Here is a 12,735-nt window from a genome sequence, read left to right on the forward strand (position 1 = left end):
CAAGAAACATCTTGCGACGCTTCTCTGAAACACCGACTGTTTTTATCTGTGAGCTAAGTGATAATGCGCCCTTCTGTCTCAGGGTCCGTTCAGGCGGATCCGTACATCGCACGCGTTACAACCGAGGGCAACTCAGCCTATGTGGAACAACGGTCTGCTCGACCTTTCCGTCTGGCAATTGGTCGCAGTCACCCTGGCGATGACACACGTCACCATCGTCGGCGTCACGGTCTATCTCCATCGCTATTCAGCGCATCGCTCCCTGGAACTCAACGCAGGGCTCAAGCACTTTTTCCGTTTCTGGCTGTGGCTCACCACGGCGCAGAACACCCGCGAGTGGACCGCTATCCACCGCAAGCACCACGCCAAATGCGAAACCGTCGATGACCCGCACAGTCCGGTCATCAAGGGCCTGTCAACCGTGCTGCGCAAAGGCGCCGAGCTGTACCGCGCTGAAGCGGAAAACCCTGAGACGCTGCGCATCTACGGCAAAAACTGTCCCGAGGACTGGATCGAGCGCAACCTCTATTCGCGTTATCCCCTGTTGGGTGTTGCGATCATGGGCGTGATTGATCTCGCCCTGTTCGGCGTGATCGGCATCACCGTCTGGGCGATCCAGATGATGTGGATTCCGGTGTGGGCGGCGGGCGTGGTCAACGGCCTTGGCCACGCGGTCGGCTATCGCAACTTCGAATGCCGCGACGCCGCCACCAATCTGGTGCCCTGGGGCATTTTGATCGGCGGTGAAGAGCTGCATAACAACCACCACACCTACCCCAACTCGGCCAAGCTGTCGGTCAAGCGCTGGGAGTTCGACATGGGCTGGGCGTGGATCAAAGTGTTCAGCTGGTTGCGCTTGGCAAAAGTGCAGCGGGTCGCGCCGATTGCGCACCGCGTCGAAGGCAAGGGCCATCTGGACATGGACACGGCGATGGCCATCTTGAACAACCGGTTCCAGATCATGGCCCAGTACCGCAAGTTGGTCATCGCGCCATTGGTCGCGCAGGAACTGGCGAAAGCCGATGCCTCTGTACGTCATCAGTTCCGACGTGCCAAGCGCCTGCTTTCCCGCGAGCCAAGCCTGCTTGAAGACAAGCATCAAGCGCGCATCCAGACCATGCTGGAGCACAGTCAGGCACTGAAAGTGATCTACGAGAAACGCCTGGCGCTGCAGCAGATCTGGGCGAAGACCAGCAGCAATGGTCACGACATGCTGGCGGCCATCAAGGAGTGGATCCACGAGGCCGAAGCCAGCGGTATTCAGTCGCTGCGTGACTTCGCCGATCAGCTGAAAACCTACTCGCTGCGGCCTCACCACGCTTGATGCCGTTGATCGGTGACCATTCGTCTGGGTGGCACCGATCGGAACTTAGTGCCATTAGTCCTATCTCACTAACACCTTCGCACTATGCTGTGTGACATGTTGTGGCATGCGCCGCACCTTATTCTGAGATGCAGTGCTCATGGACAACCAGACTCCCCACGTTGAGACACCCGCCGCAGCAGAAACCCTTCTGGCGCTGATGCATGCCCAGGCGGAAGTGGCGCGCCTCAGCGAGCGCGAGCAGCTGTTCAGTTCTCTGCTGGTCAGCGTCAACGCGGTGTTATGGGCGTTCGACTGGCAGACGCAACGCATGATCTATGTCAGCCCCGCCTACGAGCGCATTTTCGGCCGCTCGGCCGGCTTGCTGCTCGCGGACTACAGCGAGTGGCGCGACAGCATTTACCCCGACGATCTGGACTACGCCGAGCGCAGCCTGAGCGAAGTGCTTGAGAAGGGCTCCATCGAAGACCGCGAGTACCGGATCATTCGTGCTGACGGCCAGGTCCGCTGGCTGAGCGACAAATGCTTTGTCAGCCATCAGGTCGAGCACAGTCAGCGCCTGATTGTGGTGGGCATCGCCGAAGACATCACCGAGAAAAAGCACCTCGAAGACGAGCTGCAGCGTCTGGCCACCACCGACGTCCTCACCCAGAGCAGCAACCGCCGGCACTTCTTCGAATGCGCTCAACGCGAGTTCGAGCAGGCGCGTCTGCAGGGCACGCCGATGGCGTTTCTGTTGCTGGACGTGGATGATTTCAAGCTGGTCAACGACACCTACGGCCACCAGGAAGGTGATCTGGTGCTGCAACGCATTGCTGAATGCGGGCGCAAGACGCTGCGCCGTGGGGATCTGTTCGGGCGGATCGGTGGTGAGGAATTTGCCGCCGTATTCCCGGGCTGTGCGCCCGAAATGGCCCAGCAGATTGCCGAGCGGTTACAGCGTGAGATTCAGCGCCTGAGCTTTCAGTGCAATGACAAAACCTTCGGTATCACCGCCAGTCAGGGGCTGACCAACCTCGGCGAACAGGACCAGAGCCTTGAAGCGCTTTACGCCCGCTCTGACGCTGCGATGTACCAGGCCAAGCGCCAGGGCAAGAATCAGATCGTGTTGGTATAAGCCTGCTTTTCTGAAATCAGCCTCTGGCTAAGCCACCGTCTTGCGACGCACCCCTTCCAGATCCGACTCGCTGATCTTCAGCAGCCGGGCCGATTTGCTTTTTGCCAGCGCCTGCAGCGGGTCTTCAAGTCCCAGTGAACCCATTTGTCCCGCGACATTCATTGCCAAAATCTCGCGGGTAAAAACGCCGGTGTTGTATTGATACACCGCCGCGATCAACTCGCGCAGCTCCAGCGGCAGCCGCCAGCGCGTACGCAAAGCCGAGCCGAACGAGGCCGAATACTGCGCCAGCGCGCGGCGAACAGTTGCCTCATCCAGCGAACCGCCGGCAATCAGCCAGTCCTGCAAACAGCGCAGCACCGTCAGTTCCCCCAGGCCCCTGAGCAAGCCGGCGCAGTAACAGCGCTCATGATCCAGATCCAGCTTGCGCGCCAGCGTGCGCGCGCAGTCGGCGGTGCGTTGCGAGACCTCCCAGATTTCGGTGGCGTGAAGCAATAACGCTGCATCCGTCAGCACCGCGCCGCGCTTGAGCGCCAGACCCTGAACCAGGTTGACGCTCTGGGTGCCACCCAGCACGGCAAGCGCCTGACCCAGTGTTTGCACGGGCTTGCCCTGGTGTTGCGACGCGCTGCTCGCTGCGGCAATCAGCAGCGCGGTAACGTGGGGGTCGTGGCTCAACGCCTTTTCCAGCAGCTTCAGGTCAACACCCGATGCCCCTCGACTGCTGGCCACCGCCGCCGTCACATCAACGAATAGCGGCCCGCCATCGGCCATTTCCCGGCGCTTCTCCAGAAACGCATCCAGCCCGACACCCGGCGCCAACGCCGGTACCGCACAGGCAACCTGCGCGCCATCCTGCAACAGCAGCGTTTCGAGCCGTTGGCGCAGGCCTTCCATGTTCAGGGGTTTGGTGAGGTAGGCGGTGGGCGCCAGCTGCACGGCCTCGCGGACACTGACGCTGTCGCTGCGACTGCTCAGCAGAATGAAACGAACCGGCGGCTGGCGACGCAACTGCCGCAGCCCGCGAAGCAGGCTCAGTCCGTCGACGCCCGGTAACTCACGGGATGCGATCACCAGGTCCGGGATGTACCCGCTCATCAGCTCGATGGCCTCACGGCCGTTTGAACAGATATCCAGTTGCGCGTCGCAACGTACGTCCAGGACCAATTCGTTGAGCATCTCACGGGCCCACGGGTCCGCTTCAGCGATCAACACGCGGGGAACGGCTAGCGCCTCTACAACGGTCATCATGACTCTCCGGCATCAGTCTCCTTACCTTAGTCAAAGACTGAGAAAGGGGACAAACCGAGCGAGAAATTTCTGACCTCACTGACGAAAAAACCTGCCGAAGCAGGTTTTTCCTGATGGAGCGGTCACATTCTTATCAAATGTGCCTGCGGCTCATCGGCATGAAGTCAGGCGATTTCAGCGAAGCATTCTTCGATGATCTTCAGGCCTTTGTCCAACTGCTCGTCCGGCGAGGTCAGCGGGACCAGTACGCGCAGTACGTTGCCATAGGTGCCGCAGGACAGCAGGATCAGCCCCTTGTCACGGGCCTTGGCAATCACTTGTGCCACGGCAGCAGCGTTAGGTTTGTGGGTGTCGCCATTCTCGAAGCACTCGACGGCGATCATGGCGCCCAGCGCGCGGACTTCACCGATGACCGGGTACTTGGCCTGGATGGCGCGCAGACCAGTGACCAGACGCTCGCCCACGGCCTTGCAACGATCAAGCAGGTGCTCTTCTTCGAACACCTCCATGACCGCCAGCGCCGCAGCGCACGCGATCGGGCTACCGGCATACGTACCGCCCAGACCGCCCGGCGCGATGGCGTCCATGTATTCAGCCTTGCCGCACACGCCGGCCAGCGGGAAACCACCGGCGATGGATTTGGCGAAGGTGGTCAGGTCGGCGCTCACGCCCATCTGTTCCATGGCGAAGAAGGTGCCAGTACGGCCAGCGCCGGTCTGCACTTCGTCAGCGATCAGCAGAATGCCGTGCTTGTCGCACAGTTCGCGCAGACGCGCCATGAACGCCTTCGGCGCCACATAGAAACCGCCCTCGCCCTGCACCGGCTCGATGATGATCGCGGCGATGTCTTTAGGCTCGGCGTCGTTCTTGAAGATGCGCTCGATGCTGGCGATCGAATCGTCAACGCTGACGCCGTGCAGCTCGTTCGGGTAGATGGCGCGGAAGATACCGCCCGGCATCAGGCCCATGCCGGCCGAGTACGGCACGACTTTACCGGTCAGACCCAAGGTCATCATGGTGCGGCCGTGGTACGCGCCGGTGAAGGCGATGACGCCCGCACGGCCGGTCGCGGCACGGGCGATCTTGACGGCGTTTTCAACCGCTTCAGAACCGGTCGTGACCAAAAAGGTTTTCTTGGCGAAATCGCCCGGCACCTTGGCGTTGACCTTCTCGCACAGCTCGACGTAGGGCTCGTACGCCAGCACCTGGAAGCAGGTGTGGGTCAGCTTGGTCAGTTGCTCTTGCACGGCCGCGACGATTTTCGGGTGCAGGTGACCGGTGTTCAGTACCGCAATGCCGCCGGCGAAGTCGATGAACTCGTTGCCTTCAACGTCGGTGACGGTGGCGTTCTTCGCGGACTCAGCGAAGATCGGGTGAATTTGACCAACGCCGCGGGGGATAGCAGCTTCGCGGCGTTTCATCAGGGATGCGTTAGTTTTGCTCATCATTTCCTCATTCGCCGCTCATCGGGCGGCGTGGTTCAAGGATCAAGCAGCGGGGGTCAACAGCAACAGCATACGATGATCGACTGTCGCGGCCTCCCGGCCACCAATAGGTTGGTGCCACTGAAACCTGCGAAACGGCGCTCTCGCGTCCCGCAGGTTGTCGAACAGTTACTTCACTCTGCCACTCAGCGGGTTCAGATGCTGAGGCAGAGGTATTTGATTTCCAGATAATCTTCGATGCCGTACTTGGAGCCTTCGCGACCAAGACCGGACGCCTTGACGCCGCCAAACGGCGCGACTTCGTTGGAGATCAGGCCGGTGTTAATGCCCACCATGCCGTACTCCAGCGCTTCAGCCACACGGAACACGCGGCTCAGGTTCTGCGCGTAGAAATACGACGCCAGACCGAACTCGGTGTCGTTGGCCATGGCGATCACTTCGGCTTCGTCTTTGAAGCGGAACAGCGGGGCCAGCGGACCGAATGTTTCTTCCTTGGCCACGGCGGCGTTTTTCGGCACGTTGACCAGGATAGTCGGTTCGAAGAAATTGCCTTCCAGGCTGTTGCCGCCACTCAGCACTTTCGCGCCTTTGCTCAACGCGTCAGCGATGTGTTCCTTGACCTTGGCCACGGCCTTTTCGTCGATCAGCGGACCGGTGGTCACGCCGTCAGCCAGGCCATCACCCACTTTCAGCTTGGCGACGGCAACCTGCAGCTTCTCGGCGAAAGCGTCGTAGACTGCGTCCTGCACGTAGATACGGTTTGCGCACACGCAGGTCTGGCCGTTGTTGCGGTACTTGGAAATGATCGCGCCTTCAACGGCCTTATCCAGGTCAGCGTCGTCGAACACGATGAACGGCGCGTTGCCACCCAGTTCCAGCGAGACCTTCTTGATGTCGTGGGCGCATTCAGCCATCAACTGGCGACCGATCTCGGTCGAGCCGGTAAACGACAGTTTGCGCACGATCGGGTTGCTGGTCAGTTCGCTGCCGATATCGCCCGCGCTGCCGGTCACCACGCTGAACACGCCCGCCGGAATGCCAGCGCGCTCGGCCAGTTCAGCCAGTGCCAGTGCGGAATACGGAGTTTGCGAAGCGGGCTTGAGCACCATGGTGCAGCCTGCCGCCAGCGCCGGGCCGGCCTTGCGGGTGATCATGGCGGCAGGGAAGTTCCACGGCGTGATCGCAGCGGTGACGCCGATCGGTTGCTTGAGGACGATCAGACGCTTGTCCGGCTGATGGCCCGGGATCACGTCGCCATAGACGCGCTTGGCCTCTTCGGAAAACCACTCGATAAAGGAAGCCGCGTAAGTGATTTCGCCTTTGGCCTCGGCCAGCGGCTTGCCCTGCTCCAGGGTCATCAGGCGACCGAGGTCGTCCTGGTTTTCAATCATCAGTTCGAACCAACGACGCAGCTTGGCGCCACGCTCTTTGGCGGTCAGCGCACGCCAGGCCGGCAGCGCCTTGTCAGCGGCCTCGATGGCGCGGCGGGTTTCAGCAGCGCCCATCTTTGGCACAGTGCCGAGAATCTCGTTGGTCGACGGGTTGTTGACCTTGATGGTCTGGCCACTGTCGGCATCAGCCCAGGCGCCATTGATGTACGCCTGCTGGCGGAACAACTTCGAGTCTTTGAGCTGCATTGCGGCCTCCTGAACAGCACCGCACGCGGCGGAGCGAATGGTTGTGTGCGGGTGCCTCGGACGAGGCCGCCGCCGGATATAACTGTCGCCGGCCCTGATTGGAGAATAGAAGAAAGGCCGGGCGGGGCGTTTGAAATCTCAAACGAATCCTAGGGACAACAGGGTTAAAGGACAAGAGTGCGTTCGAAAAAAAGAACGGGTGGGAATTGGGGCAGTACTGAATCCGGATCAGCGTAGCCGCCAATGTGCCGAAACGTGTGAAATTGAGAACAGTGAGTCACCGGCATGGACGCACGTCGGCCAGATGAGTATTATGGCGCCCGCATTGCACCTGTAGCTCAGCTGGATAGAGTACTGCCCTCCGAAGGCAGGGGTCATGGGTTCGAATCCCGTCAGGTGCACCATTATTGATTCAGGTTCGCTTAACGTGTCCTGAACTCAGCTACAGACGAAGAAGCCCGCCATTGAGCGGGCTTTTTTGTACCTGAGCGTTCGTAAAGGTGTCCGGCTCAATCCCACGCTGTGGTCAACTCCCGTTACGTCCGGTCCTTCTCACTCAAGGAGACGAAGTGTTGATCTCCGTGGCGTGCGAGCGACTTGCAGCGCCGCAGCGCGTTAAGGTTTCGCTGGTGGCCGGCTAATTATCTTCCCAGCCGCTTACACCACAAACTTACTCACCAACCCCTGCAAATGCACACCCAACCGCGCCAGCTCAACGCTTGAAGCTGCTGTCTGTTCACTCGCGGAAGCGGTCTGTTCGGAGATGTCCCTCACACTTAGAACACTGCGGTTAATTTCTTCGGCCACCGCACTTTGCTCTTCGGCAGAGGCGGCGATTTGCTGATTCATCGATTCGATGGTTGAAATCGAGCGACTGATATTGCCGATCGAAGCCCCTGCATCCCGCGCCAGCTCCACGCTGTTGTCAGTCAGAAGGCGACTGTTTTCCAGGGTGGTCGCAACCTGTGCGGTCCGGCTGTGCAGACCACCGATCAATGTCGCAATTTCTTCAGTCGACGCTTGGGTGCGCTGCGCCAGGCTTCTCACCTCGTCCGCAACAACCGCAAAACCCCGTCCGGCTTCGCCAGCGCGCGCGGCTTCGATGGCGGCATTGAGTGCCAGCAAGTTGGTTTGCTCGGCGACAGCCTTGATCACGTCAAGCACGCCGCCAATCTTGTTGCTCTCTTGCTTGAGCTCATCCATGGCGGTTTTCGAATGACCCACTTCGGTTGCGAGCTTTTCGATCTGAAGCACTGCCTTGGCGACCACTGCATCGCCATCGCGGGCTTCTTTGGAGGCGCTGACCGCCGCATCTGACGCCTGCTCTGCATTCCTCGCCACTTCCTGAACCGTGGCGGCCATTTGGTTCATGGCTGTTGCGACCTGATCAGTTTCGGTTCGCTGGCTGTTAACGCCCGCGCTGGTCTGCTCGGTCACCGCCGACAGCTGTTCGGCAGCGCTCGCGATCTGGGTGACGCTATCACGCAAGCCGCCAATCAACTGCCTCAGGTTGGTGGTCATTTTTTGCATGCTGATTTGCAGCAGGCCCAGTTCGTCTCGCCTTGCCGTTACTTCGCTGTAGGTCAGATCGCCGTTTGCTACTCGATCAGCCAATTGCAGCGCCTCGCGAAGCGGTCCCACGATGAGGCGGGTGATGACCCATGCAGCCAATGCGCTGATGATGAGGGCAATGCTGAGCCATATGATCAACATCTTGTTGGCTTGACCCACGTCTTCAATACGCAGCGAGACCTGGTTCTGTGCCAACTGATCGGCGGAGGCCAGCAGGACTTCGATGTTTTTCGTGATACCTGCTTGTCCCTGGTTGATCGCGACCTGTGCTTCTGAAAACTGAGCAATGGCGGCCTGGTATTTACTCAGTGAAGCCTGGAGGCCCTTGATGGCATCAGGTTGAAATCCGGCGGCTTGCAGGGATTGGACGTTGTTCATGACTGCGGCGATTGAAGCGATCGCCAGCTGCTGCGCGTCAGGCTTGAGCGTGAAGGTGTACCCACGCACATCAAAGCGCATTTTCTGAAAAAGCGTCAGCGCTTGCCCGACTGCATCTCGCTGTGCGGACGTGCCCTCCGGCGAATTGGAGAGGGTGGCTAAACGTAGCAGCACCTCCAATGCCTCATCGGCGGCGCTGCCAGACACGGCTCGACTTGCTTCACGCGTATGGGTCGCATTGATGATGTCGTTGTAAAAACCTTTATAGACCGTCATTGCGGCTGTCGCCGTCTTTACATGGGGAATATTGAGATCGGAATCCAGAATCTGGCGCAAATAAGCCAAATGAGCGTCCAGGTTGTCGTAGGCTTTTTGCCAAGTGGCAGCGTTGGCGTCGTCGGAATTCTGGGCGTAGACCAGCCGGGCGATGCGCATGTCCCGGGTCAAGGTTGTGAGCTTCGCAATGTCAGACACGCGTTCGCTTCGCTCACTGAGTGAGGAGATTCCTGTCCAACCCGTGAGGGCAATAAGGACAGTAAATATGATCACCAGGGTGAAGCCGAGTACGAGCTTTGACCTGACGGTCATATTGATCAAGATATTCTTTAGCATGGCGCCCTCAGAAAGTTATAGGTATTCACATAGGAGAGGGCTACTCCATGCCATTCCTACCGCCTTAAACTTCGGCTCGCCACAACTAAACTTTAGTGAAATATCGTTCTTTTCATACACTTTCCACTTAATCCTCTACTTACATCAGCGAAACTATCACACATAAAAAGTTCAAATTATTTGCCGTTTCTTTGTGAGTCCGATAGACGGTTACACTGACCGGAGGCATTGGATCCACCTGGGCTCAGGCAGTTTGGACTGATGCCTGGCCCAAGCCAGGTGCGGCAGGGTCGCGCCTCTCAGGGCTGATGAGTTAGGAACTTCTCCACTCGGCGGATGGACCGGGTTAAGCCAGACACGAAAAACACCTACTGTTTTTAGTCAGTGTGAGTACTGCTAAGCACATGGCAACTTTGAGTTTAAAAATTTAGTGCCGCGAGCGTTGAACAAATCAGTCCTCACACGGGTCGCTTTTAGTTGATCTCACCTTAACTTCCGCGAGGCTTCTACCGTTCAGACTCATCACCTGGCAATCGCAAGAACCCGGAGCACTTACTCCAGCAAACCGGCGGCCTGAACCAACTTCAGCCCCCATTCCACTCGTTCGGGAATGGCTTGGATCAACTGCTCCCGGTCTCCACCCAGCAGCGCTCTGAGCTGATGGGGCGCGAATACCAGATCGATAAATTGAAGAGCCAGCGCATCAGGATCCGAGGGTTGGTCTGGGCCCGCCATGATGGCGGAGCGCACTCTGGTGAAGCCGCCTTCCCACCCGATGCGGTTCACTTCGGCCGCCAGAAGCGGGGTCCGACTGGAAGTAGCGATCACCAGTCGCATCATTGCCAGGGTATCGGGTTGCAGCGCATGTTCGAGGATGCCCTGGCCCACATGCCTTAAGCGGCCTTCGAGCGGAAGCGCGGGAATCTCCTCGGCAGGCGCCAATAAGGTCGCGACGTGGCGCCTCACCACGGCTTCGAACAATGCCTCTTTATTGGCATAGCGCGCATAGAGGGTGGCTTTGCTGGCGCCGGCCGCCCGGGCGATGTCTTCGCATGAGGTGCCTTCGACGCCCTTGGCCAAAAAGCGCTGCAGCGCAGCGTCCAGCAAGCGACGCTCGGCATCGCCCGCCTGGCTTTGCCTGGGCCTGCCGCCTTTGGATTTGGTCGTGATCAACGTCATGGCCGGCAACTTACCTACCTCTTGTTTGCCCGTCAACTAAACGGTAACGTTCAGTTAAATCGACGCAGGCATGCGCCGTCCTCTACCCTTTTAAACTGACCAAGAAGGCGCTTTGTGGATCACACGACTGCTTTACCCATTGTGGTTGCCGGCGCCTCAGGAGACTTGGGCCAACGCGTAGTCCGGGCGCTGGTTGAGCGCCGCGCCCATGTCATCGCGCTGGTTAGGCCAGGCACTGAACAAGCCCGGCTGACGGGTCTGCGCAGCAGCGGCGTCACCGTCACGCCCGTTTCCCTGGATGACGCTCAAGGCCTGCGCCGTGCCATTGCCGGCTCAGGTTGCGTGGTGTCCACGCTCAACGGCCTGGAAGAGGTGATCATCGAGCAGCAAGGCAGGCTGTTGCAGACCGCTGTTGCCGCTGGGGTTTCCAAGTTCATTCCCTCGGATTACTCGCTCGACTACACACGCACCCGTCCTGGGGAGAACCGCAACCTGGACCTTCGCCGACGCTTCGCCACCCGTCTCGATACAGCCGACATCGCCGTCACCTCAATCCTCAACGGTGGCTTTCTGGAGCTGCTCGAAGGCGACGCGCCTATTGTGCTCCCCGGCCGCCGAGTGCTGCATTTCGGCGACGCGCAACAGCCGCTGGACTTCACTGCCAAGGACGACGTCGCTGCCTTCACCGCCGATGCCGCGCTTGATCACAACACGCCCCGTTTTCTGCGCATTGCCGGCAACAGCGTCTCCCCCGCGCAGATTGCCAACATCCTCACCGCGCTGACCGGGCAGCATTACCGCACCCTGCGCCCCGGGAATATCGGCGCGCTGTCCGCCCTGATCTACATGGTGCGTGCGCTCACGCCTGCCAGTGACAAGCCCTTCCCCGCCTGGCAAGGCATGCAATACCTGCGAGACATGATGAGTGGGCGCGGCAAGCTGCTCAGTCTGGACAACGACCGTTATGGCCAACGTGAATGGGCATCCGTCCGTGACACATTGGCCCGTACTCATGTGCAAGGGATCAAGCAATGACACACCCTATCGAATCGTTTCCTCTTCAAATTCCCCAGGCGCAACTCGACGATCTGGCCCAGCGCCTGGCGCAAACCCGCTGGCCTGACCCGGAAACCGTCTCCGACAACAGCCAGGGGCCACGGCTTGAACGCCTTCGCGCGCTGGTCGAACGCTGGCGCAACGGTTATGACTGGCGCACCACTGAAGCGCAGCTCAACCAATGGAACAGCACCCGGACCGAGATCAACGGTCTTGGCATTCACTTTCTTCACATACGCTCGCCTCACCCTGACGCCCTGCCTTTGCTGATGACCCACGGCTGGCCTGGCTCCATTCTGGAGTTCAGGGCGATGGTTGGGCCACTTACCGACCCGACCGCCCATGGCGGCGACGCCAGCGATGCATTCCATTTGGTGATCCCCGCACTTCCAGGGTTTGGTTTCAGTGATAAACCACGTTCACCCGGCTGGGGCGTAGGCAAGACCGCTTCGGCCTGGGCGCAATTGATGGACCGTTTGGGATATGGCCAGCGCTGGGCCGCCCAGGGTGGGGACTGGGGCGCGGCAGTGACTACCGCGCTTGGGCACATGCGTCCGCCTGGCCTGATCGGTATTCACCTGAATATGGTGATGTACCAACCCACTGAAGATGAAATCGCGCAGGCCACCCCTGAAGAGCAACGCATGCTCGCTGATGCGCAACGCTATGAGCGAGAGCTGTCTGGCTACATGAAGGTGCAAAGCACCCGGCCGCAGTCGATAGGCTTCGGCCTGGCCGATTCGCCCGCTGGCCTGGCGGCGTGGATTTACGCGCTGTTCCAGGATGCCTCCGACAGCGGCGCAGAGCCCGAGCGAGTCATTGAGGTCGATGCGTTGATCGACGACATCATGCTGTACTGGCTGCCCAATGCGGGACCCAGCTCGGTCCGGTTTTATTGGGAAGGAATGCGCGAAATGCAACAGCAAGGCCCTGCACGCGCCATACCCATCCCGGCAGGCGTGAGCATGTTCCCGGGCGAGCTGCTTCGCCTGTCCCGGCGCTGGGCAGAGGCGCGTTTCGACGACCTGCGATTCTTCGCAGAGGCCGAGCACGGTGGCCACTTCGCTGCCATGGAGAACCCGACAACGCTCACCGAGCATGTGCGAGAGACCTTTCGCCTGCTCCGTTAATGTATCCGCCGCGCGCTGTCCCCTGTCACTGCCA

General features: G+C 59.8%; 9 protein-coding genes, 1 tRNA gene and 2 pseudogenes. 6 read left to right on the plus strand and 6 right to left on the minus strand.

What is annotated here, in order from left to right:
- Positions 1–139: 139 nt before the first annotated feature.
- Both desA and AC0Z8Z_RS23520 read left to right on the plus strand, forming a co-directional pair.
- Complete coding sequence (desA, locus tag AC0Z8Z_RS23515; RefSeq protein WP_172610088.1) at positions 140–1,324, plus strand: delta-9 fatty acid desaturase DesA; 1,185 nt, start codon at positions 140–142, stop codon at positions 1,322–1,324.
- Positions 1,325–1,463: 139 nt separating this feature from the next.
- On the plus strand, positions 1,464–2,441 hold the full coding sequence (locus tag AC0Z8Z_RS23520) for a GGDEF domain-containing protein (RefSeq protein ID WP_122536733.1): 978 nt from the start codon (positions 1,464–1,466) through the stop codon (positions 2,439–2,441).
- 27 nt (positions 2,442–2,468) lie between these two features.
- On the opposite strand, the gene AC0Z8Z_RS23525 is transcribed toward AC0Z8Z_RS23520, so the two are convergent.
- The 3 genes from AC0Z8Z_RS23525 to gabD all read right to left on the minus strand — a co-directional run bounded on the left by AC0Z8Z_RS23525 (position 2,469) and on the right by gabD (position 6,774).
- Complete coding sequence (locus tag AC0Z8Z_RS23525; protein ID WP_485620706.1) at positions 2,469–3,692, minus strand: HDOD domain-containing protein; 1,224 nt, start codon at positions 3,690–3,692, stop codon at positions 2,469–2,471.
- A gap of 164 nt (positions 3,693–3,856) precedes the next feature.
- Positions 3,857–5,137 (minus strand): 4-aminobutyrate--2-oxoglutarate transaminase, encoded by a 1,281-nt coding sequence (gabT, locus tag AC0Z8Z_RS23530; RefSeq protein ID WP_485620707.1) that lies wholly within the window; start codon positions 5,135–5,137, stop codon positions 3,857–3,859.
- A 194-nt stretch (positions 5,138–5,331) separates the two neighbouring features.
- The gene (gene gabD / locus AC0Z8Z_RS23535) at positions 5,332–6,774 is read right to left on the minus strand and encodes an NADP-dependent succinate-semialdehyde dehydrogenase (protein ID WP_133775679.1); all 1,443 of its coding nucleotides are present in this window, start codon (positions 6,772–6,774) and stop codon (positions 5,332–5,334) included.
- 327 nt (positions 6,775–7,101) lie between these two features.
- On the opposite strand from gabD, the gene AC0Z8Z_RS23540 reads away from it, so the two are divergent.
- Together AC0Z8Z_RS23540 and AC0Z8Z_RS23545 are read left to right on the plus strand one after the other, a co-directional pair.
- A tRNA-Arg gene (locus AC0Z8Z_RS23540) sits at positions 7,102–7,178 on the plus strand.
- 120 nt (positions 7,179–7,298) lie between these two features.
- A pseudogene (locus tag AC0Z8Z_RS23545) lies at positions 7,299–7,415 on the plus strand (type II toxin-antitoxin system RelB/DinJ family antitoxin); the annotation flags it as partial.
- A gap of 16 nt (positions 7,416–7,431) precedes the next feature.
- On the opposite strand, the gene AC0Z8Z_RS23550 reads toward AC0Z8Z_RS23545, so the two are convergent.
- From AC0Z8Z_RS23550 to AC0Z8Z_RS23560, 3 genes and pseudogenes are all read right to left on the minus strand, one after another.
- Positions 7,432–8,304 carry a methyl-accepting chemotaxis protein gene (locus AC0Z8Z_RS23550; protein WP_485620729.1) on the minus strand — a complete coding sequence of 291 codons (873 nt, stop codon included), beginning with the start codon at positions 8,302–8,304 and terminating at the stop codon, positions 7,432–7,434.
- Positions 8,287–9,336 (minus strand): annotated as a pseudogene (locus tag AC0Z8Z_RS23555) (methyl-accepting chemotaxis protein); the annotation flags it as partial. The pseudogene AC0Z8Z_RS23555 and the gene AC0Z8Z_RS23550, both read right to left, overlap by 18 nt.
- A gap of 552 nt (positions 9,337–9,888) precedes the next feature.
- The gene (locus AC0Z8Z_RS23560) at positions 9,889–10,515 is read right to left on the minus strand and encodes a TetR/AcrR family transcriptional regulator (RefSeq protein WP_485620708.1); all 627 of its coding nucleotides are present in this window, start codon (positions 10,513–10,515) and stop codon (positions 9,889–9,891) included.
- 165 nt (positions 10,516–10,680) lie between these two features.
- Between AC0Z8Z_RS23560 and AC0Z8Z_RS23565 the strand changes: the two genes are divergently transcribed.
- Together AC0Z8Z_RS23565 and AC0Z8Z_RS23570 are read left to right on the plus strand one after the other, a co-directional pair.
- Complete coding sequence (locus AC0Z8Z_RS23565) at positions 10,681–11,550, plus strand: NmrA family NAD(P)-binding protein (RefSeq protein ID WP_485620709.1); 870 nt, start codon at positions 10,681–10,683, stop codon at positions 11,548–11,550.
- Positions 11,547–12,701: an epoxide hydrolase family protein gene (locus AC0Z8Z_RS23570; RefSeq protein ID WP_485620710.1), complete on the plus strand. Its 1,155-nt coding sequence runs from the start codon at positions 11,547–11,549 to the stop codon at positions 12,699–12,701. Before AC0Z8Z_RS23565 ends, AC0Z8Z_RS23570 begins: the two co-directional genes overlap by 4 nt.
- The last annotated feature ends 34 nt before the right edge of the window (positions 12,702–12,735 follow it).

The organism is Pseudomonas sp. 1L-C-7-B-C1 (assembly GCF_057291635.1).

Bases quoted from the DNA above. Each gene is read 5' to 3' on its own strand.
- AC0Z8Z_RS23570 (WP_485620710.1), top strand. From the start codon at position 11,547: ATGACACACCCTATCGAATCGTTTCCTCTTCAAATTCCCCAGGCGCAA.
- gabD (WP_133775679.1), bottom strand. From the start codon at position 6,774: ATGCAGCTCAAAGACTCGAAGTTGTTCCGCCAGCAGGCGTACATCAAT.
- AC0Z8Z_RS23520 (WP_122536733.1), top strand. From the start codon at position 1,464: ATGGACAACCAGACTCCCCACGTTGAGACACCCGCCGCAGCAGAAACC.
- AC0Z8Z_RS23525 (WP_485620706.1), bottom strand. From the start codon at position 3,692: ATGATGACCGTTGTAGAGGCGCTAGCCGTTCCCCGCGTGTTGATCGCT.
- AC0Z8Z_RS23550 (WP_485620729.1), bottom strand. From the start codon at position 8,304: ATGCAAAAAATGACCACCAACCTGAGGCAGTTGATTGGCGGCTTGCGT.
- AC0Z8Z_RS23560 (WP_485620708.1), bottom strand. From the start codon at position 10,515: ATGACGTTGATCACGACCAAATCCAAAGGCGGCAGGCCCAGGCAAAGC.
- gabT (WP_485620707.1), bottom strand. From the start codon at position 5,137: ATGAGCAAAACTAACGCATCCCTGATGAAACGCCGCGAAGCTGCTATC.
- desA (WP_172610088.1), top strand. From the start codon at position 140: ATGTGGAACAACGGTCTGCTCGACCTTTCCGTCTGGCAATTGGTCGCA.